This window comes from Leptolyngbya sp. AN02str (assembly GCF_050565595.1).
GTDB lineage: Bacteria > Cyanobacteriota > Cyanobacteriia > Elainellales > Elainellaceae > Kaiparowitsia.
The window spans coordinates 39,816-64,207 of the sequence record NZ_JBNXVR010000015.1; the positions used below are offsets into that span (position 1 = coordinate 39,816).

22 protein-coding genes are annotated in these 24,392 nt (G+C 49.1%); 12 read left to right on the forward strand and 10 right to left on the reverse strand.

Annotation, left to right across the window (positions count from 1 at the left end; genetic code table 11):
- Positions 1–191: 191 nt before the first annotated feature.
- Both ACQ4M4_RS13425 and ACQ4M4_RS13430 read right to left on the reverse strand, forming a co-directional pair.
- Positions 192–791 carry a superoxide dismutase gene (locus ACQ4M4_RS13425; RefSeq protein ID WP_430684998.1) on the reverse strand — a complete coding sequence of 200 codons (600 nt, stop codon included), beginning with the start codon at positions 789–791 and terminating at the stop codon, positions 192–194.
- A gap of 464 nt (positions 792–1,255) precedes the next feature.
- Complete coding sequence (locus ACQ4M4_RS13430) at positions 1,256–2,197, reverse strand: LysR substrate-binding domain-containing protein (protein WP_430684999.1); 942 nt, start codon at positions 2,195–2,197, stop codon at positions 1,256–1,258.
- Between the two features lie 1,014 nt (positions 2,198–3,211).
- Between ACQ4M4_RS13430 and ACQ4M4_RS13435 the strand changes: the two genes are divergently transcribed.
- Positions 3,212–3,760 (forward strand): pilus assembly FimT family protein, encoded by a 549-nt coding sequence (locus ACQ4M4_RS13435; protein ID WP_430685000.1) that lies wholly within the window; start codon positions 3,212–3,214, stop codon positions 3,758–3,760.
- A gap of 342 nt (positions 3,761–4,102) precedes the next feature.
- On the opposite strand, the gene ACQ4M4_RS13440 is transcribed toward ACQ4M4_RS13435, so the two are convergent.
- Positions 4,103–4,570, reverse strand: coding sequence for an acyl-CoA thioesterase (locus ACQ4M4_RS13440; protein ID WP_430685001.1), 468 nt, complete (start codon positions 4,568–4,570; stop codon positions 4,103–4,105).
- A gap of 329 nt (positions 4,571–4,899) precedes the next feature.
- Here ACQ4M4_RS13440 and ACQ4M4_RS13445 point away from each other — a divergent pair, with 329 nt between their 5' ends.
- Both ACQ4M4_RS13445 and ACQ4M4_RS13450 read left to right on the forward strand, forming a co-directional pair.
- Positions 4,900–5,760, forward strand: a complete 861-nt coding sequence (locus ACQ4M4_RS13445; RefSeq protein ID WP_430685002.1) for a universal stress protein — start codon at positions 4,900–4,902, stop codon at positions 5,758–5,760.
- 416 nt (positions 5,761–6,176) lie between these two features.
- Positions 6,177–7,142, forward strand: coding sequence for a DNA-methyltransferase (locus ACQ4M4_RS13450; protein ID WP_430685003.1), 966 nt, complete (start codon positions 6,177–6,179; stop codon positions 7,140–7,142).
- Between the two features lie 227 nt (positions 7,143–7,369).
- Here ACQ4M4_RS13450 and psbM read toward each other — a convergent pair whose 3' ends face one another.
- Positions 7,370–7,483: a photosystem II reaction center protein PsbM gene (gene psbM / locus ACQ4M4_RS13455; protein WP_430685004.1), complete on the reverse strand. Its 114-nt coding sequence runs from the start codon at positions 7,481–7,483 to the stop codon at positions 7,370–7,372.
- A gap of 430 nt (positions 7,484–7,913) precedes the next feature.
- Complete coding sequence (locus tag ACQ4M4_RS13460; RefSeq protein WP_430685005.1) at positions 7,914–8,330, reverse strand: 2Fe-2S iron-sulfur cluster-binding protein; 417 nt, start codon at positions 8,328–8,330, stop codon at positions 7,914–7,916.
- A gap of 257 nt (positions 8,331–8,587) precedes the next feature.
- Between ACQ4M4_RS13460 and psbB the strand changes: the two genes are divergently transcribed.
- The 6 genes from psbB to metK all read left to right on the forward strand — a co-directional run bounded on the left by psbB (position 8,588) and on the right by metK (position 15,274).
- On the forward strand, positions 8,588–10,120 hold the full coding sequence (gene psbB / locus ACQ4M4_RS13465) for a photosystem II chlorophyll-binding protein CP47 (protein ID WP_430685006.1): 1,533 nt from the start codon (positions 8,588–8,590) through the stop codon (positions 10,118–10,120).
- A 113-nt stretch (positions 10,121–10,233) separates the two neighbouring features.
- Entirely contained in the window at positions 10,234–10,338 is a 105-nt protein-coding gene (locus tag ACQ4M4_RS13470; RefSeq protein WP_430685007.1) for a photosystem II reaction center protein T, read from the forward strand.
- Between the two features lie 298 nt (positions 10,339–10,636).
- A complete protein-coding gene (gene nrdR / locus ACQ4M4_RS13475; protein WP_430685008.1) occupies positions 10,637–11,194 on the forward strand; it encodes a transcriptional regulator NrdR in 558 nt (185 codons plus the stop codon).
- Positions 11,195–11,878: 684 nt separating this feature from the next.
- Entirely contained in the window at positions 11,879–12,859 is a 981-nt protein-coding gene (locus ACQ4M4_RS13480) for a 30S ribosomal protein S1 (protein WP_430685009.1), read from the forward strand.
- Positions 12,860–12,965: 106 nt separating this feature from the next.
- Positions 12,966–13,706 carry an HAD family hydrolase gene (locus ACQ4M4_RS13485; protein ID WP_430685010.1) on the forward strand — a complete coding sequence of 247 codons (741 nt, stop codon included), beginning with the start codon at positions 12,966–12,968 and terminating at the stop codon, positions 13,704–13,706.
- 305 nt (positions 13,707–14,011) lie between these two features.
- Positions 14,012–15,274, forward strand: a complete 1,263-nt coding sequence (metK, locus tag ACQ4M4_RS13490) for a methionine adenosyltransferase (RefSeq protein ID WP_430685011.1) — start codon at positions 14,012–14,014, stop codon at positions 15,272–15,274.
- Positions 15,275–15,470: 196 nt separating this feature from the next.
- Here metK and ACQ4M4_RS13495 read toward each other — a convergent pair whose 3' ends face one another.
- Positions 15,471–16,439: a glutathione S-transferase family protein gene (locus ACQ4M4_RS13495; RefSeq protein ID WP_430685012.1), complete on the reverse strand. Its 969-nt coding sequence runs from the start codon at positions 16,437–16,439 to the stop codon at positions 15,471–15,473.
- 346 nt (positions 16,440–16,785) lie between these two features.
- On the reverse strand, positions 16,786–17,484 hold the full coding sequence (locus ACQ4M4_RS13500; protein WP_430685013.1) for a pirin family protein: 699 nt from the start codon (positions 17,482–17,484) through the stop codon (positions 16,786–16,788).
- Between the two features lie 400 nt (positions 17,485–17,884).
- Between ACQ4M4_RS13500 and ACQ4M4_RS13505 the strand changes: the two genes are divergently transcribed.
- Both ACQ4M4_RS13505 and ACQ4M4_RS13510 read left to right on the forward strand, forming a co-directional pair.
- Positions 17,885–18,340, forward strand: a complete 456-nt coding sequence (locus ACQ4M4_RS13505; RefSeq protein WP_430685014.1) for a winged helix-turn-helix transcriptional regulator — start codon at positions 17,885–17,887, stop codon at positions 18,338–18,340.
- Positions 18,341–18,345: 5 nt separating this feature from the next.
- Positions 18,346–19,119, forward strand: coding sequence for an SAM hydrolase/SAM-dependent halogenase family protein (locus ACQ4M4_RS13510; protein WP_430685015.1), 774 nt, complete (start codon positions 18,346–18,348; stop codon positions 19,117–19,119).
- A 131-nt stretch (positions 19,120–19,250) separates the two neighbouring features.
- Here the strand turns inward: ACQ4M4_RS13510 and ACQ4M4_RS13515 are convergent, their stop codons facing one another.
- The 3 genes from ACQ4M4_RS13515 to ACQ4M4_RS13525 form a co-directional block, all read right to left on the reverse strand.
- Positions 19,251–21,671, reverse strand: coding sequence for a tetratricopeptide repeat protein (locus ACQ4M4_RS13515; RefSeq protein WP_430685016.1), 2,421 nt, complete (start codon positions 21,669–21,671; stop codon positions 19,251–19,253).
- Between the two features lie 499 nt (positions 21,672–22,170).
- On the reverse strand, positions 22,171–22,581 hold the full coding sequence (locus ACQ4M4_RS13520; RefSeq protein WP_430685017.1) for a hypothetical protein: 411 nt from the start codon (positions 22,579–22,581) through the stop codon (positions 22,171–22,173).
- 242 nt (positions 22,582–22,823) lie between these two features.
- Positions 22,824–23,363 carry a DUF2267 domain-containing protein gene (locus tag ACQ4M4_RS13525; protein ID WP_430685018.1) on the reverse strand — a complete coding sequence of 180 codons (540 nt, stop codon included), beginning with the start codon at positions 23,361–23,363 and terminating at the stop codon, positions 22,824–22,826.
- Between the two features lie 272 nt (positions 23,364–23,635).
- Between ACQ4M4_RS13525 and ACQ4M4_RS13530 the strand changes: the two genes are divergently transcribed.
- Positions 23,636–24,283, forward strand: a complete 648-nt coding sequence (locus ACQ4M4_RS13530) for a DUF2301 domain-containing membrane protein (RefSeq protein ID WP_430685019.1) — start codon at positions 23,636–23,638, stop codon at positions 24,281–24,283.
- Positions 24,284–24,392 lie beyond the last annotated feature (109 nt).

Sequence of the window (24,392 nt, forward strand, 5' to 3'; positions counted from 1 at the left end):
GCGAGGGGCAACGGGTTGAATATTCCTCAAATTTCCCAAAGACCACCTTGAAATGATGAAAGGTATTGCAGACTCATCTGCAATACCCCTACGTGTTCTCTCAAAGGATGGGGTGAATGGAGCGCGATCGCGCGTCAATTCACCATCGGCAAGTGTATCGCGGCAACGGTGCCTAAGCTCGATAGCTGAGCTTAGGACGCCATGTTTTCAGCAACAAAGTCCCAGTTCACCAACTTATCCAAAAAGTTTTGAATGAACGCAGGGCGAGCGTTGCGGAAATCGATGTAGTAGGCATGCTCCCAAACATCCAGGGTCAGCAGAGCTTTTTTACCCATAGCCACCGGGTTTTCGGCGTTGGGAGTTTTCATCACCTTTAAAGTACCGCCATCATCAACCAACCAAGCCCAACCACTACCAAACTGGGTGGCGGCTGCGTTGGAGAACTCTTCTTTAAATTTGTCGTAGCTACCAAAAGCGGCATCGATCTTAGCAGCTAAGTCGCCACTGGGCGTACCACCGCCACCGGGCTTCAGCGAATTCCAAAAGAAGGTATGATTCCATACCTGAGCAGCATTATTAAACACGCCAGCTTTCGACGCATCACCATAGGTAGCCTGAATCACTTCTTCTAGCGACTTGTTGTCGAGGTCGGTACCCGCTACCAGCTTGTTCAGGTTATCGACATAAGCTTTGTGATGCTTACCATAGTGATATTCGAAGGTCTCAGCCTTCATGCCGTAGGGCTCAAGTGCATCCATGGCAAAAGGCAAGGGTGGCTGGGTAAATGGCATGTGCTGTTTCCTCTCTAAAGTGAATCCTATACAAAGCACAACCGCTAGTACGCTGAACCGTGTGAATATATTGCTTGAGCCAAAAACGTCGATCTAAACAACCGATGTTGCTCCTCTTCGCAATTCACAACGTAGCTGTAGCCGATTGTGAGGCAAATTTGGCATGATTTGCCAGTGGTAATACCCTAGGACGATCGCCTGGTAGAGTCACATCTCTACAGACAGAAATTATTTCCAGGGGTATTGATAGGATTTTATATCAAAAATCGACAGGCGTAGGTTTTACAGCTTACGACTTAGGGCTGAATTCTGTCTACCAGCCATTGAAGTTGCCTACATGGCTTCACCAAACATCTTGCCAAACACCAGCAAAACCCCTAAAGTCTGGAGCCTCCAAACCGCCAGAACGAATATTCACATCAGCAGGCTCAATCCAATTCAGCCCACCGAGCGATCGCCCCTTCCTAAACCGCCGCTTTGACTGGAGCGGGCTCAACCGTACCAGTTTGGACATACTGAGGGGCCGCCGTCTTCAAGTAGTCGTGGAATGTGCTGGCGATGACTGAAGATTGCTTACCAGCCAGTTGCACCAAATACCACTTGCGCGGAATAGGAAACCCTTCCACATCCAGCACAATCAGCTCACTGTTGGCCGCTTCAAATGGCAGTGTATGGCGCGACAAAACGGCCAAACCCAAACCACCTGCGATCGCCTGTTTAATGGCTTCATTGCTGCCAAGCTCCAATCGAACCTTGACCGATAGCCCCTGCTCATCCAAAACCTTTTGAAATGCGCGCCGAGTTCCAGACCCGGTTTCCCGCATAATGAAGGTCTCTTCACTCAAGCGCTTCAGCGAAATGTCCTTCTCCTTCGCAAGAGGATGGTTTCGTGGAGCAATCACAACCAGCGGATTGTCCATAAACGGCTCGGCAGAAATGTCCAAATTTTCAGGAAGCTGACTCATCACATACAGATCATCCTGATTGTTGGCCAACCGTTCAATCACTCGTTCGTGGTTCGTCACCGTAAGCGAAATATCCACACCGGGATACATTTGGCAAAACGGCCCAAGCAACCGGGGCAAAAAGTACTTCGCTGTCGTAATAACCGCAAGGTTAAGCTTGCCTTGCTTCATGCCCTTCAAGTTCGCCACCGACATTTCTAACTGATCAAGCCGACTAAAAATATCGCGACAGGTACCAAATAGCTCTCGGCCAGCTTCCGTCAAGTACAGACGCTTTCCAACTTGTTCAAACAACGGAAGGCCAATCGCTTTAGTAAGCTGTTTGACCTGCATCGATACCGTTGGCTGGGTCAGAAATAGTTCTTCAGCAGCACGGGTAAAACTGCCATGGCGAGCAGTCGCCTCGAAAACCTTGAGTTGATGCAATGTGGCGTGAATCAAGGGTGTACTCCTAAACATTATCAGAGCCCTAATAGATAAAATCCTATCATGCTCATTCGAACTAGTGATTTTTTTCTATGAAATTTCGAGTAAGATATGAGAACAACAAAAGCGAACGAATGCAGTTCAGCGGTATTTCTTATTGCAGTTCAGTCATGGAACAACGTCTCTAAGCCCGTAGAGCAGAGCTATGACATCGGGTTGACTGCAAAGCAGCAGAACTAGCTTCCCTTCCTACCAAACGCTGTACCCATTTAAGACATCACTGAATATTCAGGGAGTTCACCAATTTCCCACCCCTGATGGGTAATCAATTCGTTGATTACTAAAGCTGATGTTCTTTTAGGTGTACAGCGTTTTTTTGAGTATTTGAGCAAAAATTTACCCCTGGCTGTAGCGATTGACAAGGGCTGCTCATTGATGATGCTTGGCAGATTCTCTGCAAAGGTGAAACTGCAGGTATGAATGACAGGCGAGTGATCTGCAAAACTTGGGCGCTGCGTGGCTGTGAGCCCAGATCCTCATTAATTTGGGCGGTGACTTGTCAGCTGAAACCAATTCTGCGAAACCAAAGATCCAGATAGGTGTGAGAGGTTGCGGCTCCTGTAAGTTTGTGGGGTTAGCCGTTGCCTCAGAAGTGCCCTTTTTTGGCTAGACCTCCTGCACGAATTGCTTTTTGGAAGGATGAATCATTGCGCTGCGGTGCGGCGTGATGATTCATGCAGGAGGTCTACTATTCACGACAAAACGCTAGCGATTTCTTGTCTCTATTGGGAACCCTATGGGATTCCTAATTGTTTGGAATGGTATTCGACCTGTGACATAGCGCAAAAGCCATAAAGCTATGATTTTTGTGGACTTTTTTGTGAACTTTCTGTCGTGCCGATTACAACTATGGCTTATTTATTGAAACTTAAACCCATTGATGAAGTTTGCTGCAGCCTTGGCTAGTCATTTTGCTGTGCTGTTGGAGGTGGGAAGTATGGAAACCAACAGACTTTCTTGGGGTGCAGCATGCAGTTATGGCAGCGGTTCGTACTCCTGCATTGGTGCAGGTTTGTTAAGTCAGATCAGCAGGCTGGGTTTACATTAACAGAAGCGATCGCAACGATTAGCATTGCGGGTGTATTAGCAACAATTGCAGCACTCGGATGGGTTGCATTTTTGAATCGACGACATTTAACGAGTGCGCAAGATCGAGTTTTTCAGCAAATTCGTCTGGCACAAACCCAGGCCGAAAGCTCCAGAACAGTATGGCAGGTCAGTTTTCGGAATGTGGATGACAGGCTGCAAGCAGCAGTCCACACGGCTGATGCACCGCCTGGAGAACTTCCCTGGGAAGATTTGATCCACAACATTCAAATAGACCCAACCCGCACAACCCTTTATCAAAAAGATGGAGTCTATCGCGTTCAGTTTAGCCAAGTGGGCCGAGTGAACGGTCGGTTGGGCCGCATGACCTTGCAGAGGAGCGCCGATAGCCCTGCCCGAAGCTGCGTTATCGTTTCGACCCTATTGGGAGCCGCCCGCAAAGGACACGATCAAGAGTGTCGCGTACGTTGAACCTTAGAACTTACATAGCATGTACGCAATATGAATGATGGTTGGAGCGCTAAGCGCTCCAACCATCATTCAACTCCCTGGCTTCTCGGACGAAGATAAGTCCTATACCTTGCAATTTGAGAGTGGAAAAACCTACCAGAAGCTAGTTCTCCACCGCAGGAATGATCCTGAGATATGGAACCTCAAGCATGAATCGTCATGCAGTTCAAACAGGCGATGGTTCATGCATTGAACCGCCCTTCTAGCCCGGATGGCTGTTCTTAAACGGGCGATTGGTGCGATCAGAGAATGTCTTGCATTGATTGATGAAAGTTGAGGCCGAAAATTGGCCAGGGTTTGTGGCTATGAGCTGAGCCGTGTAAGGGCGTCTTTAATGGTGGGCGGAAGCTGACGCATGATTTTGCCCTTGTCTCGATCGATCGCCACGAGTGTAACCTGGGCGGTAACGCATAGCTCTTGGGTATCGGCCTGTTCAATGCGGTAATCCCAAATGATGCGCACCCCATCCATATGGTTCATACGAGCTTTGATTAAGGCTGATTCACCCATGCGCAATGAGCGGCGGTAGCGGATGGATAGCTCTACAACAGGCAAATCGCATCCCAATGCAACCAAATCGGCAAAACTAATGCCGAGCGATCGCAAATATTCCACCCGCGTTTCTTCCATCCACGATACATAGGAACCGTGCCATACAATTCCGGCGTAATCTGTATGGTGCGGATGGGCATGAACCGCGTACTCAAACCAGGGATTGCTCGATTCTGGAGTCACTTGCTGTAGCGTACTCGTGGGTAGGGGAGTCTGCATAGGCTGGGAATTGTATCTAAATCTTGCAAAATGTGAGCGGCTTTTATCAATTTTTACACCATCTGTGTTGGTCAACCCATCGGTAGCTTAAGCTTGAAAGCGAGCTAGAGCAATCGTTGTTGGCACGGGCTGTACCTAGTTAACGTGGCTGGTGAATGCAGTTATCGCAAGATCGCTTGGCCGACGCGGCAAAGGCAACAGGAACAATCATCGGTTTTGATGAGTGCTGACCTGGGTTGTCTTGAGCGTGAGTGACTGCTAAGCCCCAACCTGCATGGTTCCTCATTAGTATTGCTCAACACCGCAGCATCGGTTAAGAGGCAGACGATATGTTAGAGAGAATTGAAAAGATTTTACTGGCGGATTCTGGAACCGGAAACACTCAAGAAATGCTGCGCGCATTGATGGAGATTCCGAGTGTTCAGGCGGCTTCTGTGGCAATTTTGCACGTGGTGCCGCCCCAAATCACATCCGATGATATGGCGGAAAAATGGGAAGAAGGTGGAAAGCTCTTATCAGCTGCCATCCAAAAGCTTCAGCTGGATCCAACTCAGGTGAATGCTATTTTGCGGACGGGCGATCCTAAAGATGTGGTGGTCAAGGTTGCAGATGAGTTGGATGTCGATCTCATCATTATGGGGTCGCGCGGACTGAAGCGAATTCAGTCCATCCTCGAAAATTCGGTGAGCCAGTATGTGTTTCAGTTGGCTGCCCAGCCCATGCTACTGGTTAAGGACGATATTTATGTCAAAAAGCTGAACCGCATTATGGTGGCGGTGGATAAGTCTTCTTCGGCACAGGAAACGCTGAAGCTGGCACTTACCTTTCTGCGAGACATTAAAGGCGGACAGATCATTCTGGTGCATACAAATCCAGAAATGAAGCTGAAACCGGGTGAAATTTCGGCGAACCCCGAAGAAGACCCTGTACTACTGCCAGCGATCGCCGAAGCCAAGCGTTTGGGGATTAACTACAAAGCGATCGCCCCCGAAGGCAAGCCCGGTGAGCGCATTTGTCAGGTTGCCGCCGATATGAACGTGGACTTGCTGATGCTGGGTTCACCCGATCGTCGTCCAAGTATTGCTCGCGGACTGCCAGATCTCGATCGCCTGTTGGGACAATCGCTGTCGGATTATGTGCGGGTGTATGCGCCCTGCCCGGTGATGCTGGTGCGAACCTCGGCAGCCTAGAGCGCGTCATGCATGCTCTGCCCAACCCCTAACTGTGAAGGTTTTCGAACCTGCTGGTACAGGCGAAGGGAAACTCCGGTCTATTTAGAGTTGAAGCTTCAAGAGTTCAGCCTGGGTGAATGGACACCTTTCAAGGTAAGACGAGCCGTTTGGCCTTTATTCATTGTTGAATTCATCGTTGTTGAGGATGGTTGGTGTGGCGGTATCCGCTGCATCAACCATCTTTGTTTTGTGAGGGTTTTGTGAGGCCACAAGATGCTGGAATGGGATGGCATCTTGAATGGCTTGCGGGTAACCTGAGCAATTTTTTAGCAAAGCAAAGGCGCGATCGCAAAAAAAATTGAGGCAATCACTCAAAGCTGTCTTAACCTTAGGGCTAAAGGATTGCTAGCCAGTTTTGCTGGCCCATCATTGGCGTGAGTGAAAAAGTCCGTGCCCCGCGCAACCGAACTCTAACCCTAACTGTTGCCGAGCGATCGCACTATCGGCAACGACTGCTGCGGCTACAACAACCCGTTTCAGCAGCGGCCATTCTCAACCGCACACTGTGCCAAGATTTATTTGAGGCGCTGCCCTACCTGCCTTCTGGCTGTGTTGATTTGCTGGTGCTCGATCCACCCTACAATCTCACCAAACGGTTTAACCAACGCACCAATCGCAGGCGATCGCTTCAAGAATATGAAAATTGGGTTGCCCAGTGGCTCAGTCAACTAGTGCGACTATTAACTCCAACGGCTTCCATCTATATCTGCGGTGATTGGCAGTGTTCTCCAGCCTTGTATAACGTGGCCTCTCGCTACTTCATTGTGCGCAATCGCATTACATGGGAACGAGAAAAGGGACGCGCCTCTCGCAAAAACTGGAAAAACTGCTCAGAGGACATTTGGTTTTGCACAATGTCTTCGACCTACTACTTCAATGCCGATGCAGTGCGGCTCAAACGGCGAGTGCTTGCGCCCTACACCGATCCCATGGGACAACCCAAAGATTGGAACGCTACGATCGACGGCAACTTTCGCCTCACTGCTCCCTCCAATCTATGGACCGACATCACCATTCCCTTCTGGTCCATGCCCGAAAACACAGACCACCCGACTCAAAAACCAGAAAAACTCGTCGCCAAGCTCATTCTTGCTAGCTCTCCACCCAATGCGCTCGTTCTCGATCCCTTTTTAGGATCTGGTACAACTTCTGTCGTCTGCAAAAAGCTCAATCGTCGCTACGTAGGCATCGAACAAGAACTCGACTACGCCTGTATCGCAGAAAAACGCTTGGCTCTGGCTGATACAAATGTGCAAATTCAAGGGTACAGCGATCGCGTTTTTTGGGAGCGCAACAGCTTACCTTGGCAACGTCTGGTTCAGTCGTCTTCGGGGGGATAAGCCAGGGCTTTTCTTAGAAAGATAGCTCGTTTAACGTCTGTTATTGATATTCATTTGAGATGGGGCGATCGCGCATCAACTGGCAGGGCACTCTGGCACCACAACCATACAAAAAGATCCAGGCCCTTCAACTCAAGAAAAAGCCTGGATCAAATGTATTAGGTAGCACCGCCTCATTTAGGAAAAACCCCGGAAGCCAACCACCTATGCAAGTCGTTGCTCATACATCAGGATTTGTTACCTTCACGGCTTGCAGTTTGGATATAAAGAATCAACAAAAAAACTGTAGGAACCAGCACAAATAGAAGGCTAGCTACAAAACCCAGATCGTTTACTTGCATCAGACCCAGCCCCTTTTCTACTTATCTCAAAAGACTAACGAATCTAGCATAACGATACCATCTGACGTGGCAAGAATCTTGGCGATCGATCGACATCTGCCGCATTTCTTGAAGAAACTACGCCTCAACAGATCGATACAATACTTAACAAAAAATCAATCTTGTATAAGCCATGAAAATTTGCGTAAAGGACACCTCATTTCACTCGACTCTAAAAACGAATTCAGTGCTTTAGCTCGTGGAACAACCCCAATCAAGCAACTCAGCCCACAGGCAAAACCAATCATCGGTTTGCTAACAAAAAGCGGGAACTTTGAGTATTTTCACACCCAAAAGCTCCCATTTTTACGTATTTTTTTTGCTCGCAAGGGTCAGCCATCACCCAGACTCATCAGCCGATACCAACAGCTGATATCAACAGCCCGGATCATTAAGGCTTGGTATTCACACTCACAGGTCCATGAACCAAGGTTTGACAAGCCAAGCGGTAGTTGTTGGGTTTCTTCTTCAGCTTGCGGTTTTCCACATCGGTTCGAGGTGAAAGATTTTCCATCCCATCCACAATCTCAACAATGCAGGTACCGCACTGGCCATAACCACCGCAGTTCATCATCTTCCCAACAAATGTGTAGAGATCGACACGGTTTTCTAGAGCTTTTAGCCTCAGGTTCGCGCCATCAGCAGCGACCACCTCAGTATCTTCTTTAAGAAACTTAATCAAAGCCGATTGAAACGTTTTCTTTTCTCCTGCAGCAGAGGCTGCTGTTTCTGAATTCTCGACTGGGCCTGCAATTGAAGTTCCGTCAACTGCGATCCCTTGTTGCTGGTGTCCGCCACTATTCACCATGTTAGATACCCTCCCCTTCCCGCTGTAAGTTGGATGCTTGATTTCGCTTCTAACGCTGGTTACACTTCTTTATACACTTTCATTTTTACAACCTTATCGTCAAACTGTCGAAACAACTACACCTCCCAGCTGAGGCAAGTTGTTTTAAGTGCAGCGAGGCAAACTTGAATGCCCGATTCTGGTAGGCTTACTAGTATCTGGCAGCTTAATATAAGGCTCAAGAAGGCGTTGAAACTTATCTAGGAGGAGCGTAGTCGATGGGACTACCCTGGTATCGCGTACACACAGTAGTTCTGAATGACCCAGGGCGACTGATTGCTGTACACCTGATGCATACTGCTCTGGTTGCTGGTTGGGCTGGCTCTATGGCTCTCTATGAGCTGGCCGTCTTTGACCCCAGTGATCCTGTACTCAATCCCATGTGGCGGCAAGGCATGTTTGTGCTGCCCTTTATGGCTCGCTTGGGTGTAACTGGCTCTTGGGGTGGCTGGAGCATTACTGGCGAAACCGGCGTGAACCCCGGTTTTTGGTCATTTGAAGGCGTTGCCGCAGCGCATATCATTCTCTCTGGCCTGCTGTTTTTGGCAGCATGCTGGCACTGGGTCTATTGGGATCTAGAGCTTTTCAGAGATCCTCGGACGGGTGAGCCCGCATTGGATCTGCCCAAAATGTTTGGGATTCACTTGTTCTTATCTGGTCTGCTCTGCTTCGGTTTTGGAGCATTCCACCTAACCGGTTTGTTTGGACCGGGAATGTGGGTGTCAGATCCCTATGGTTTGACAGGAAGTGTTCAGCCTGTTGCTCCGGCATGGGGGCCTGAGGGCTTCAACCCCTTCAATCCGGGCGGTGTTGTTGCTCACCATATTGCTGCGGGGGTGGTTGGCATTATCGCGGGTCTCTTCCACTTGGCTGTTCGTCCACCTGAGCGTCTGTACAAGGCTCTGCGGATGGGGAACATTGAGACCGTTTTATCAAGCAGCATCGCAGCGGTGTTCTTTGCGGCCTTTGTTGTGGCTGGAACGATGTGGTACGGAAGCGCCACAACTCCAATCGAACTGTTCGGACCTACTCGTTATCAGTGGGATAGTAACTACTTCCAGCAAGAGATTGATCGCCGTGTTCGTTCGTCTATTGCAGACGGTGCAAGTATGGCTCAGTCCTATTCCGAAATTCCTGAGAAGCTTGCTTTCTACGACTATGTCGGCAACAACCCTGCTAAGGGTGGTTTGTTCCGCACGGGTCCTATGAATAAGGGTGACGGTATTGCTCAGGGATGGCTGGGTCATGCAACCTTCACCGATAAGGAAGGTCGTGAGTTGTTTGTGCGTCGTATCCCCAACTTCTTCGAGAACTTTCCGGTTCTGTTGACAGATAAGGATGGCGTTCTACGCGCTGACATTCCGTTCCGTCGTGCTGAATCGAAGTATAGCTTTGAGCAAGTTGGCGTTACGGTTAGCTTCTACGGTGGCGAACTCAACGGTCAAACTTTCACCGATCCGGCGGTTGTTAAGCAATACGCTCGCAAAGCTCAGCTGGGTGAAGTTTTCGAGTTTGATCGTGAAACTCCTGAGGCGGATGGTGTGTTCCGCACTAGCCCACGGGGTTGGTTTACCTACGGCCACGCTGTGTTTGCGTTGCTCTTCTTCTTTGGCCATATCTGGCATGGCGCTCGGACTCTGTTCCGTGATGTGTTTGCTGGTATTGACCCTGAACTATCGGAAGAGCAGGTTGAGTGGGGTTACTTCCAAAAGTTGGGTGACAAAACAACCCGCCGCAAGGAAGCCATCTAACTTGGCTTTGGCCTAGAAAGGGCGGATACGCTGATAAGTCTTGTGTCGGTTGTATCTGCCTTTTTGCTGTGTTGTTACATTGATTATGGTTTTGGCAGAGTAGGAGTTTCCTTATGGAAAGCGTAATTTATGTTCTCTTGCTGATCGCCACGTTGGGCTTACTCTTCTTTGCGATCGCATTTCGTGAGCCACCTCGCATCACTAAAAAAGATGAATGATATGGGGTGTTACATCCCTTCATAACTCTAGGTAAGAGTTTAGAAGCCTGAGCTATTTTCATGAGATCTTCTGATTTATTTGAAGATTGAAAATGGCTCAGTTTTTTTGCGTGTGGACGGGATTTTTAGGGCTAATGGGTTTGTGCGATCGCTACAGGTAGTGCTTTAAAGGCAAGATGGGGGTATCTTAAAGAAAAATTGTTCATTTTTTGCTGCTTTGATTAAAGTTATTGGTAAACAGATTCAACCTAAGGTTCTTTTAGCGGCAGCCTAGGTTGTTCAAACGAGGGCTGTTTCAATGCGCTGTCCGTTTTGCCAATTTACAGATAACCGAGTGTTGGAATCTCGCTCTGCTGAGTCAGGGCAGAGTGTTCGACGGAGACGCGAATGCTTGCGATGCAACCGCCGATTCACAACCTATGAGCGGATCGAGTTTGTGCCAATCGTGGTGATTAAACGAAATGGCGATCGCGAGTCATTTGATCCCTCTAAGTTGCTGCGGGGCATTATGCGTGCCTGCGAAAAGACAGGTCTTTCTCCAGTCGAACAAGAGCATTTGGTTGACGAGATTGAGGCAGAATTGCAGCAACGCTCTGTGCGAGAAGTGGCAAGCAATGAAATTGGCGAACTCGTGTTGCAACGGTTAAAAACCGTGAATGAGGTTGCCTACGTTCGTTTTGCGTCAGTTTATCGGCAGTTTCAAGGCATTCGAGATTTTGTTGAAACTCTCAACCATCTACAAGCAGGCGCGGAAGTGGGAGAACCAATCAACTCTGACCGGGCTTCGATGCGGCATCAACCTGTATTGGAAGAGAACGGTAGAGAACCGTCAGCCTCGTCTCGCTTGAGCTATTAATCTTGGCATGTCTAAAAATTTGGTAGTTAGGTTAGCTTGCTTTTGTACTGGGTACTTGTTGCCGAACCCCTGAATTACCCATAGAACCTCCAAGCATTCTGGGTGATGTTCTAGGATATGTAGTTGTTGGGTGTGGTTCACACCCAACAACTACACATTTGAAACACAACCGCATTCTGCCCAATTGGCGGATGAGATTTGGGTTAGGCGATTCGACAATGCTTGGGCCATGGTCAACAGGTCTCTGCCAGCTTGGAAAATCGTTGGCTGAATTCTGGGAATCTCTGCGGTGGCATACAGGGGCGATCGCCCTGATATATCTTAAGTCCAGCTACTTAAAATCCGGCTAAAACCCGCTTCAGAACCTCAAACCCTTGGCTGAAAAACCAAAATTCTCTAATTTTAAGCATTTTTGACGTTTCTTAGAGCCAAAACTAGCCTAAATCGCCCAAAGCCAGAAAAACTCTGCATTTTTCCATTTCGCCGATTGTTGTTCTGAGCTACCGATCTGGCTTAAAAATGCGTTAATATACATTTTCTAGGGTTTTTGTGCCTGGGGTCAGAATCTCATAGAATAGAGAAGACGATCCGAAGCGATCGCGCTGCACACTTTGTAAGTTGGTTATGTCCAAATTTAGGAGAACCAATCATCACCCCAACAGAGGACATTAGGAAACGATTAGCATGGTCAATCAGCAAAAAGAGAAAGCAGATATCGGTTTTACCCACGAAGATTTTGCTGCCCTTCTGGACGATTACGATTATCACTTTAGCCCCGGAGATATTGTTGCCGGGACGGTGTTTAGCATTGAGCCAAGGGGCGCTCTGATTGACATCGGTGCTAAAACGGCTGCCTACATTCCGATTCAGGAAATGTCTATCAACCGGATTGATGCTCCAGATGAGGTTTTGCAGTCCAACGAAACCCGTGAGTTCTACATCCTGTCCGATGAGAATGAAGAGGGACAACTTACCCTCTCGATTCGTCGGATCGAATACATGAGAGCTTGGGAGCGCGTTCGTCAGCTACAAGCAGAAGACGCAACCGTTCGTTCTGCCGTGTTTGCAACTAACCGTGGTGGAGCCCTGGTTCGGATTGAAGGTCTACGCGGATTTATTCCTGGTTCTCACATCAGCACTCGCAAACCCAAAGAAGATTTGGTTGGGGAAGAACTCCCCCTCAAGTTCTTGGAAGTGGATGAAGATCGGAACCGCCTCGTCCTCAGCCATCGTCGTGCGCTGGTTGAGCGCAAGATGAATCGTCTAGAGGTTGGCGAGGTTGTGATCGGAACGGTTCGCGGGCTCAAACCTTACGGTGCCTTCATTGACATCGGCGGTGTCAGCGGTTTGCTGCATATTTCCGAGATTTCCCACGAGCACATCGATACGCCTCATAGCGTATTTAATGTGAACGACGAGGTAAAGGTCATGATTATCGACCTAGATGCCGATCGGGGACGGATTTCTTTGTCTACCAAGCAGCTTGAGCCTGAGCAGGGCGATATGGTGCGGAATCCTCAGTTGGTTTATGACAAAGCTGAAGAAATGGCTGAGAAGTATCGTGAAAAAATGATGCAGGCTCAGCAGGCTCTAGAATCATCTGCCGTTGATGATGTTGCTTCAGACGATGTGCTTGAAGAGGAAGCCGTCGCAGCAGCCGAATAGAGCCAGTACCAGTCATTCATAAGCAAGAGGAGGGTATATCCCTCCTTTTTTTGTTGCAGATGTTCTATTGCAACTATTTTTGCGGTGTGGTGTAGGAGAAGATTTGTTGGCTGTTATTCGATGCAATGGAGTGGTGTTCTCCAATATCAAAACGATTTTGTTTGATAAAGACGGAACTTTAGCGAATGTAGAGCAATTTTTGTGGAAGCTAGGACATGAGCGATCGCGCTGGATTGATAGCCAAGTGCCTGGGCTGTACCACACGCTGATGTCAGCATTTGGAATATCTGGCCAAAATTTTCACTCTCAGGGATTGATGGCGGTTGGAACTCGCCAAGAAAACGAAATTGCAGCCGCAGCCTATGTCGCCGCAACGGGCAAAGCATGGGTTCAAGCGGTAGACCTTGTTCATCACGCTTTTGTAAAGGCGGATCAACACATGGCATCCAAAGCAGAGCAAACGCCACCCTTTCCGGGCATTGTCGAATTGCTGCACCGACTGCATCAACTGGATGTGCAATTGGGAATCGTTTCTTCAGACCATTCGGAAAACATTGCCGATTTTCTTCAAGTTTATGGGCTCAACGCCCTGTTTCAACACTACATTGGCGCTCAAGCAGGGGTTTCGAAGCCAAATCCTATATTTGTGCATCAAGCCTGTGCGGCTCTGCATGCTGAACCAGCCTCTACATTAATCATTGGAGATTCTTCGGCAGATATTGAAATGGCTCGCTTAGCTCACACAGCAGGGGCGATCGCGGCTTTATGGGCCTGGCAAGATGTCACAGAACTACCCAATGCCAGTGCGATCGTCTCTTCCATTTCCCAAATTGAGGTCTTGCCATAGCACAACCTTATGCACCCAAGCCTGAGAAAAGCTATTTTTGCGGGCGCGTTGCGCCCGCAAAAATAGGCACTTCAAATTATCCATAACTCACGTTAAATTAATTTTTGTAACAGATCCCTTGCCAGTTGCGATCGCCAGCGATTCTTAATAATCGCTGAAAAGCCGTCACAATTCCTGTGATGTCCATTTTGTCTATCGGTAAGTGGGATAATTATCGCTTCCTATAGCTCAACGCAATCTGCGATAATTGCCAGAGCACAACACCCCCAACACTTACTCACTAAACTTAAGGAGAGGATACGTCCTTGTCTCGCCGCTATCTATTTACCTCCGAATCTGTTACTGAAGGGCATCCTGACAAAATCTGTGACCAAATCTCCGACACGATTTTAGATGCACTCCTCTCGCAAGACCCAGCCAGCCGTGTTGCCGCAGAAGTGGTTGTCAACACGGGCTTAGTTTTGCTAACGGGCGAAATCAGCTCATCAGCCATCATTAACTACGTTGATTTGGTGCGTCAAAAAATCGCTGAGATTGGTTATACCGATGCTGATAATGGCTTCTCGGCAAGTAGCTGCTCTGTGCTTGTGGCCCTCGACGCTCAATCTCCCGACATTGCCCAAGGGGTAGACACAGCACACGAACAGCGCGAACAGTCCAGCGATGAAGAGTTGGATGCGATTGGAGCGGGTGACCAAGGAATTATGTTTGGCTTTGCCTGCAACGAAACGCCCGAATTTATGCCCTTGCCGATTAGCTTGGCGCATCGAATTTCGCGCAAGCTAGCAGCCGTACGCAAAACGGGGCAACTCGCCTACCTACGACCCGATGGCAAAACCCAAGTCACGGTTGCCTACGAAGATGGTAAGCCCATTGGCATCGATACTATTTTGATTTCCACTCAGCACACAGCAACGATCGATGGCATTGTCGATCCCACAGAAGTGCAGGCCCGCATCAAATCAGATTTGTGGTCGGCTGTGGTGCAGCCTGTGTTTGCCGATATGGCCGTCAAGCCCAACAACGAAACTCGCTTCTTGGTGAACCCAACGGGTAAGTTTGTGGTGGGTGGTCCTCAAGGAGACTCTGGGCTAACAGGCCGCAAGATTATTGTAGATACCTACGGTGGCTACTCTCGCCATGGTGGTGGTGCTTTTTCTGGCAAGGATCCCACCAAGGTTGACCGTAGTGCAGCGTATGCAGCTCGGTACGTTGCCAAAAATATTGTGGCAGCTGGCCTTGCCGAAAAATGCGAAGTGCAATTAAGCTATGCCATTGGTGTGGCTCGTCCAGTTAGCCTCATGGTAGAAACGTTTGGCACCGGCAAAATTGCGGAAACCCATCTCTTAGAGTTGGTCAATCGCAACTTTGAGCTACGCCCGGCTGGCATTATTCAAGCATTTAACTTGTCGCGCTTGCCTGGTGTGCGGGGAGGTCGCTTCTACCAAGATGTGGCAGCATATGGCCACTTTGGGCGAACAGACTTGGATTTGCCGTGGGAGCAAACCGATAAGGCTACGGTGCTCAAGGAAGAAGCAGCTAGTTTTTTAACCGGTGCACTGAGCTAAGTATGTGAAGGATTGAGCTTGTGAAATTGAGTCTGTAAACTCACACAAGCTATCAAAACCGGATATCAATCGCGACGAGCCATTGGGTGAATGCATGATGCCAAGCCCGATGGCTCGCTTTTCAATCCGCTTTCAACAGGCTAAGCCCTGTTAAAGGGTTCAAACCGGGTTGCAGGGAAATGACTGACTTACTGGCTTATGGACTAAGGCGATCGCGCCCATGATCACTGGTCAAATCTAGCTCAGGCCCAACCGGAACAATCCCCGATGGATTCACATTGGGATGACTGCGGTAGTAGTGCTGCTTAATGTGGTGAAGATTGCAGGTTTCTGCGACCCCAGGCATCTGGTAAATATCGCGCAGGTAACCCCACAAGTTGGGGTACTGCCAGATGTGGCGCACATTGCACTTAAAGTGGCTGTAATACACCGGGTCAAAGCGCAACAGCGTTGTAAACATACAAATGTCGGCTTCAGTGAGCTGGTTGCCGCAGAGATAGCGCTGGTTGGCCAACACAGACTCCCAACGATCCAGCGCGTCAAATAGCTCAGTTACAGCTTCCTCGTAAGCTCTTTGCGCAATGGCAAATCCTGCTCGATACACGCCATTGTTAATGGGATCGTAAATTTCATCGATGATTTCGTCAATTTTGTCGCGTAGGTGTTGAGGATACAGGTCTATCTCAGGCTTAGCAATCCCTTCAAACTTGGTATCCAACATGCGAATAATTTCGCGAGATTCGTTATTCACAATCGTGTTGGTTTTCTTATCCCACAGAATTGGAACCGTAACACGCCCTGTGAAATGTTCCTCTGAAGCAACATAGATTTCTCGCAAAAACTTGGCGTTGTGGATGGGATCAGGAATGACTCCAGGCGCGTCTTCAAATGACCAACCCTCATCGCCCATGTACGGATTCACGACGGAAATAGAAATGGCATCGGTGAGCCCTTTCAGCGATCGCATGATCAACGTTCGGTGTGCCCAGGGACACGCCAACGATACATAGAGGTGATAGCGATCGCGCTCGGCTTCGTATTCCCCAACATCATTGGACGTAATCCAATTGCGAAAGGTGGTGGAGGGGCGAAGAAAACGACCTTCCTTGTCTTCTTGCTCTCGCTTAGAGGTCCATTGACCATTCACGAGCATTCCTAATGCCATGAGATTCTCCTATGTTTAATGCTGCATCACTGGCGGTGAAGAGTGTTCTAAATCTGAAATTAAAAACGGTTGGTAGTTAATGAGCGTAGAGCAACCAAGTTAACCAACGCAGAATTGATAAGACGGTTTATGCGGGAAATAAGCTGATGAGGATCTACCAACCAAAGATAAAAAGATAAATTGATGCAAAGCGTATTGAAGCTACAACTCACAGAGTACGCTTCTCTAGCCATAGCTGCTTTCAACGTAGGTTGAATTATGAATTCCCAGCGTCCTTCTGTGGAAAGAACCCCAGGAAGAAACTACCTGGGGTTCTATATTCGTCAGGCATCGGCTCAGGCGATGACTATGCCAAATCAAACAGGAGAACTTCGGTATCGCTATGAGCCTGCACATCCAAGAGGCTTTCGTCACTAATGGCGGCTCCATCGCCTGCTTCCAGCGAAACTCCATTTAGGCTGAGTTTGCCGCTAACCACCTGTACCCACGCATAGCGGCCCGCCCGTAGCTCATAGGACAAGCGATCGCCCTCGCTCAGCACCGTTGCGTACAAATCCACATCCTGGTTAATGTGTACCGCACCAGCGCCCGGGTTACGCCCAGCTACTTTGCGCCATGTGCCCCGCTTCTCCTCGGAGGAAACGTTGATTTGGTCATAGTTGGGGGTAAGCCCAGCCGCTTCTGGCAAAATCCAGATTTGCATTAAGTGCAAGTCTTCTTCGCGAGAAGGGTTGATTTCGCTGTGGGCAATGCCAGTTCCCGCCGTCATGGCCTGCACCTCTCCGGCACGAATCACCGTTTCGTTGCCCATGGTGTCTTTGTGGGCTACAGCCCCACCCAGCATATAGGTGATGATTTCCATATCGTTGTGAGGGTGGGTGCCAAACCCACGACCCGGTTTGACCCAGTCTTCGTTAATCACCCGCAGAGCGCGGAAGCCCATATGGTCGGGATCATAGTAGTTGGCAAAGGAAAAGGTGTGATAGCTATTGAGCCAACCGTGGTAAGCGTGTCCACGTTCGTTCGATGGGCGTAGGGTAATCATCAAAACACCTCCGATATAGGTCAAAGACAAAAAGAATTAAACCGAACACATTCAACCAAACACACTCACCAGTTGCAAATGAATCACACGCCTCACCGTTCATCCTCAATGAGGTCGATCTCTCCAACACCTGACGAATGATTCCAACATGGATCGGTTGGCGATCGCCCGTCGTCTCAAGTCCCCTCTGCTCTCAGTTCACGCTTCCTGCGAACTCATGCACTCGATGCGATCGCACCGTTCTAAACAGTCAGGTATCTAAGCAGCTAAGTCTCAACGGATCGAGCGATAAATTTTGAGGGATAACTGTTGTAAAAGTCGTTATCAACTCAATGAATTCAGTTTATAGTGAGTACATAGGATTAGGGAAGTATGCACTTTTAAGTAAGGTACTATCCAAATGGAAACTAATGGAGAAAATCAGGCATACAGCGATCCATTGAGGTTGGTATCGGTCAATCCGTTGCCAAAAGAAGCAGGAGCCAATGGGGGAGAAGGGTCTCGTCTAGAGGCGAAGGGCGATCGCCTCACTTGTTCGGTTGAAACAACGCTGGACATTATTGGTGCCCGTTGGAAGGTGCTGATTTTGCATGAGTTATTTAACGGTGTAAAAAGGTTTAATGAACTGCACCGTTCACTGGTGGGCATTACCCAAAAGATGCTGACGCAACAGTTGCGTGAATTGGAACAGGATGGCATCGTACATCGGGAAGTGTATCAACAAGTGCCACCCAAGGTGGAATACTCACTCACCCCGTTGGGACGCACACTCGAACCAATTTTGGATGCGATGCATGAGTGGGGCACAACCTATCATGCCGAACGGCAAAAGCAACTGCAACAACAGCAACCGTAGCTTGTATGGCGTTGATGACGCTGCTCACCGATTTTGGCTTACAGGATGCCTATGTGGGAGTAATGAAGGGGGCGATCGCCTGCATTTCTCCAACTTCGCAAATCATTGATCTCACTCACGCCATTCCGCCGCAGGATGTAGCCGCTGCAAGGTTCGTACTCATGACGGCGGTGCCCTACTTTCCGATGGGAACGGTGCATGTGGCAGTGGTGGATCCGGGAGTAGGCAGCACTCGAAGGGCGATCGCGCTTCAGTTTGCGCAAGGCTACTTAGTAGGGCCAGATAACGGCATCTTTGGCGGTGTGTTGCAGCAGTATCCGGCGATCGCAGCAGTAGAACTTACGAATTCCAATTATTGGCATGTGCCCAACCCCAGCCACACCTTCCACGGACGAGACGTTTTTGCACCTGTCGCAGCGCATTTGGCAAATGGCGTTTTGTTGGAACGATTGGGACAACCCATTGACCCAGCTTCTTTGGTGACGCTGGAGTTCCCCAACTGGGAGCAAGAGGGCGATCGCATCATCGGCTGCATTCAATATGTGGATCATTTTGGCAACGCGGTGACGAATATTCCTGAAAGTGCGATCGCGCTACAGGATTGGTGGGTAGAGATTGCAGGGCATCTCCTAAGAGGGCGCACGACCTATGCAGAGGTCGCAGTCGGGGAGCCAGTTGCACTGATTGGTAGCCACAACTTTGTGGAGATTGCGGTGAATGGCGGTAGTGCGAAAGCAAGATTGCAATTGCAGGTGGGCGATCGCGTTGTGATTAGTTAATCTGCTGCGGCGATGGGTGAACTACAGCGCTGAGTGCGTTTTCGCAAGGAAGGGGGATTCTCATTCAGCCGTACCATTGCACAACGCCCCAATAAACTTGATTTCAGTATAGAGCAATGACCATTGCCCGCTTAGGCTGTTAACCACCAGATGAGCAGCACGATGGCTAAACCAATCAGAAAGTACACCCAGAGCGGAGTAGATTGACGCTGAGAAGAACGGGTAGGAGCAGTCGGCAGCGATTTCTCCCACCAATCATCGGATGTTTTGGACACTGGTGCAGGGCCAATTGAGGGAGCTACCCTACGTTCAGCAGCGATGATCTGATTAAACTTTCGAATTGCAGCTTTGCACTTTTCAATCATGTAATCGAGTTTGAGGTCTTCGTAAACTGCCAGTGCTTGCTCAAAATGTTGTTTCGCTTTCCAAGGATCATCAACTTCCCCAAATGCAACCCCTAAATTAAAGAGCGACATCCCTTCTCCGTCGCGATTGTCAATCTCTTGTGCAATAGCTACCGATTGCTGTAGGGAGCCAATTGCCTGTTGATAGTCCCCTAAATATTTGTAGGCAGTACCTAAATTGTTGAGACAAGCGGATTCTCCGTCGCGATCGCCAATTTCTTGTGCAATAGCCAAAGACTGCTGTAGGAAAGCGATCGCCTGCTGATAATCCTCTAAAGAGTTGTACGTAGCGCCTAAATTACCGAGAGCGTGGACTTCCCTGCTGCGATCGCCAATTTCTTGCGCAATAGCTAAGGATCGTTGAAGGAAGTCGATAGCCTGCTGATAGTCCTCTAAAGAACGGTGGACATTGCCTAAATTATTGAGAGAAGTGGCTTCTCCGTGGCGATCACCAATTTCCTGTTGCATGGCTAAGGACTGCTGAAAGCAATAGATCGACTGCTGATAGTTCCCTAAAAGGTTATAGGCAGTACCTAGATTACCGAAAGAAGCGGCTTCTCCACGGCGATTGCCAATTTCTCGTGCAATAGATAAGGATTGTTGTAGGAAGTTAATTGCCTGCTGATAGTTTCCTAAAGAACGGTGGGCATCGCCTAAATTATTAAGAGAAGCAGCCTCTCCATAGCGATATTTCATGTTCAAAAATAACTGGTGCGATTGGGTGTGTACACCGATCGCCTGTTGTACAAAGCCAAGAGATTTATAGTTATTCCCTAACCGTGTAAGTGCCCATGCAAGGTCTTGTTGTTCCTCGCCAGAAGGGGAACTGTTTGCTTGCCATTTCCGAGTCAGTCGCTCATAAACGAGCAGTCGTTCCTGCCAATAACCGCGTCGATCCAAAAAATCATCACAAGAATCAATAACCTGATACGCCGGGTGATACTGGCTTAGTTCACACCGATGATGGCATTCCTCTAGCTCAGCACGGCAGTCTTCCAGAGTTTGCTTTTTAGGAATGCGGTTGTTGGCAAAGTAGGCAATGGCAAGTTCGTGGGCGGTTTGGGTGCCCCCGGTTTGCTTAAGTGCATCCTGTACCAGGTGTTGCACCAGGCTGTGCAGCGTCCAGTTGCCTTCGGTGGTGGTGAGCAAAAAGCCCTGCTGGGTGAGGGTGTGCAGGTCTGCTTCGGTAATGGGATTTTCGGGCACCATGGCCTGGGCGGCTGCCAGCCCAAAGGCTTGGCGATACACACTCACCCGTTGCAGCATGGTTTGCAGGTGTGGCGGCAACTGCCCAAACACCACCGCAAAAATTTCGCCCACCTGAGCCTGGGGGTTCCCAGCATAGTTGCCAAACAAACCCCGAAAAAAGTCCAAGTCCGAAGCCGTGAGCCGAGCAAATTCACCCTTGGCATGGGTCACCCAGTTGGCCGCCAGGTTGAGCAATAGCGGGTGTCCCTGAGTCAGCGTCACCAAATCCGCAATCTGTTCGGTGGCATCCAACTGGGTTGCCAGTAGCTCTTGGGCCTCGGCAATGGTGAGGCCACCCAGCGGCAACCAGGTTCCAGGCAAACTGGCCTGTTGCTGGCTGGTGAGCAATAGGGTGCTGTTGCTGCCATGCTCCACCCAGTGCTGAAGAAAATCCTCGTACTCCTGCCAATGGTTGCTGGCTTGCACCGTCTCTAGCTGATCCAGCACCAGCAGGCATGGGGTTGCACACAGCCGTCGCCGCAGTTCTTCCCGGAGCTGACTGGATGTAAATTCGGGCGGCACCAGAAAGTTGATTTCCTGCAAAATCCACGCCGCAATCCCGCTAAATGGTGTTGGCTCTTTGAGCTGAATCCACAGCGCTTTTTGATAAGTCGAAGCAGTTTTCCAATGCTGAAATACCGTGGCGGTAATTACCGATTTGCCAAAGCCACTACTGGCCACAATGCCCATTAAGGGCTGCTTTTGCTCGTGCCACTGGTTCAGTTGGGCAACCGGCTTGGCACGATACACCGTATTGCTTCCCACTTTGGGCGGCGTATCGGTGGCGGTGGCGGGCAGCGCATAGCGAATTTCGATGCGGCCTGTGTAGGTATCACCGATTTGTCCAATCGTGTTGGCATTAATTTGATTGTTTTTGCCGCCGTGGTTGGTTTGCTCCATTTGCCAAACGCTGCATTAAGGTCGCGGTGATGCTAATTCAAAAACGGGCTGATTCAGTGTTGTTTGATACTCCATTTACTTCGCCCACGTAGGCTTTCCCTCATCCATCTAGTTCGCCTGCGCCCACCTAAGTTTTCCCTCGTCTATCTGGTTTGTCTACGCCCACATAGGTTTTCGCTCATCCATCTAGTTCGCCCGCGAATGAATTGCGGGCTAGTATGGTAAGTCCACTGAAGTGGACTGTGGGGGGTTGGGTCAACGGTTTAGTCCCTTTAGTGGGCTTCCTTTTGTTAGCCCGCAATTTATTCGCGGGTGGGTCATTGGGTTGCACATTGGCCTTTCTGCATTTATGGGTAGGCGATCGCGCTACACATTTGCCTGCAATTTGTTCGTGAATATGGATCGGCTGCACGGTATCGATCGCTGCACGCATCGAGTCAACGTTAGGTTTTGCAAATTGGCCCATTATTCTTCAAATTAGGAGAATTTGCCAAGTAAGCTACTTGCTGTAGTCATCGCCAATGCGATCGATGCGATCGGCTTTGATTTGGTATCCCTTGGCTTGGTCGTAGTTTTGCTGGTTCATGATCACCTGCTCTTGCCGTTGCGATTGGTCGAGGTTGAGAATCTGCTGCGCCATCTGCTGTACCTCAGCCGCAAACTTATCATCCATAACCATTTCTGCATCCAGCACTTTGGTTAGCTTGTCGGCTTCGGCCTTGGCAATGGCGGGATTGGGCGCTGCTTCAACCGTGGCGATCGCCTTTTCCGCAGGCTCTCGTCCCTTAAACTGCTTCTTGATAGCACTCCACAAATCTTCCGTAAGCTTTTCTGCTCCCTTGCCAACAGCCCCTTCCACAAACTTGGTCACGATTAGCCCCATGATGACCCCTGCTGTAATTGGCTCCATCGTGCGATCTCCTGGTGAATGTACTGCTGAGCGCTTCTATTTTTCTTGGTTGTAGCTCAGTTTTTCCCTGATGAAAAGGTTTTTGCTATCTCGAAATTGGTGGTTAGGTTTAGTTTCAACTACATGCAATCTTCTACATATCAACAAAACTAAAGCAAAAAAAGAGGCCGTACAAAGTTTAACTTCGTACAGCCTAACGCTCACTCTGAAGGCTAATTAAAACTAAAGACGTTGATAAAAGATTAGGCTTGTTCCCACAGTTCTAGAACCTTGCCCGGCAGGAACTCAGCAATTTCTTCAACCCGTTCAGGAGATAGCTGCTCTTTCGTTGCTGAAAACACTGCTTTTACAGCGCGCTCTGCTTCCATATCGGGCACTCCTGCCTCCTGTTTAACGCGAAACAGGAACGTGGAATCCTTAATCTTAAGGGCAGGGCGAACCTTACTCAAAAAGTGAACAACAGGGTTCGTATCTTCCCACAAATCTTCGACTTCGGTGGCCAAAGGTGTTGCTGCATAGAGCGTTCTATCATCGTTCTCTTCCATTAGGGGAGAGTGCAATTCGTCTGCGACATTTTCCACGGCTTCATTCGTCATCATGTCGCGCATCGTACGAAAAACGACTTCAGTAATATCGCGTGCATCATACAAGTCAGCTAGTCCAGCTTCATTCATCACTTTCTCCAAAAAGGAGTGATGCTGGTTCGCAGGGAGGATGCGAGAATCTTCCACTTCTGTGGGATCAATTTCAGGAAGATTTTTGTTGTAAGTTTGATCTGCCATAATTCACTCACCTGCACATTTTTAATAAAGAAACGGCTTCACATTTGAGTCGCCGATCGCATCAATGCAGGATTAAACCTTGCATGTATTCTCGTCAAATGGAAGTGGTTTCAAACTGTCATTACTTTTACATAGGGTTTATTGATTTACACTGCTCTCAAGGTTGAGATAGCCATCGCCAAAAGGTAGAAAAAGCAAATCTGATTGTTGCAATAACCGATCGAATAGAGAAATTCCTTTTATGCTGGAATCGTAGCGGTAGGATGAATGCCATGAGTCAATCGGTCGTACACCAGCCTGTTGTGTTTCAAGGGCAGTTTGGCGAATACACGATTACCGATCGCGATCGCCAAGGAGTGTTGGTATATCGGGTGGCGCTGCTGGTGGCGGCGATCGCTTTTGCGATGGGAAGTGGTTTGGCATTGTGGCAAGGTGCTGATCCAACAACGCTACGCTTCATTACACCGTTGTACACCGTATTTGTAGCGGCGCTGGGAGTGGCGTTGTGGACGATTCACATTTATATGGCGGCACTACACCGCACGCTGCAACTGTTTTGGGTGGTGGGTGTTGTAGGGGCGATCGCTGCCGCGCATCTCGACCCACAGCCCTTTGTGCAGACGGTATACGAGTCTTTGCCAGCCTTGTTTGGTGTTGGGTTTACTTTTGCAGCATTAACTGGCATCTATTTCAAAGAAGCCTTCTGCTTTAATCGGTTAGAGACAAAAGTGCTAACCCCGCTTGTCCCATTTTTGCTGTTGGGGCACCTGGTGGGCTGGCTTCCCATCCTAGCCGAGCAAGTGCTGTTGGGAATTTGGGCTGTGTTGATGCTCATTTTTGCGATTCGCAAGTTTAGCCAACCCGCCGCTTCCGATATTGGCGATAAAAGCGTGTTTGAGTATTTACAAACGAAGCACTAAGCAGGCAGTAGAATCCAGGTTTGGTGCACAGCTTCACTCGATCGGGGGTATCGAGCCTTGGGATTTTGGAGTGTAGGCTAGAGACACGGGCAACCCCCGTACTCGTCAA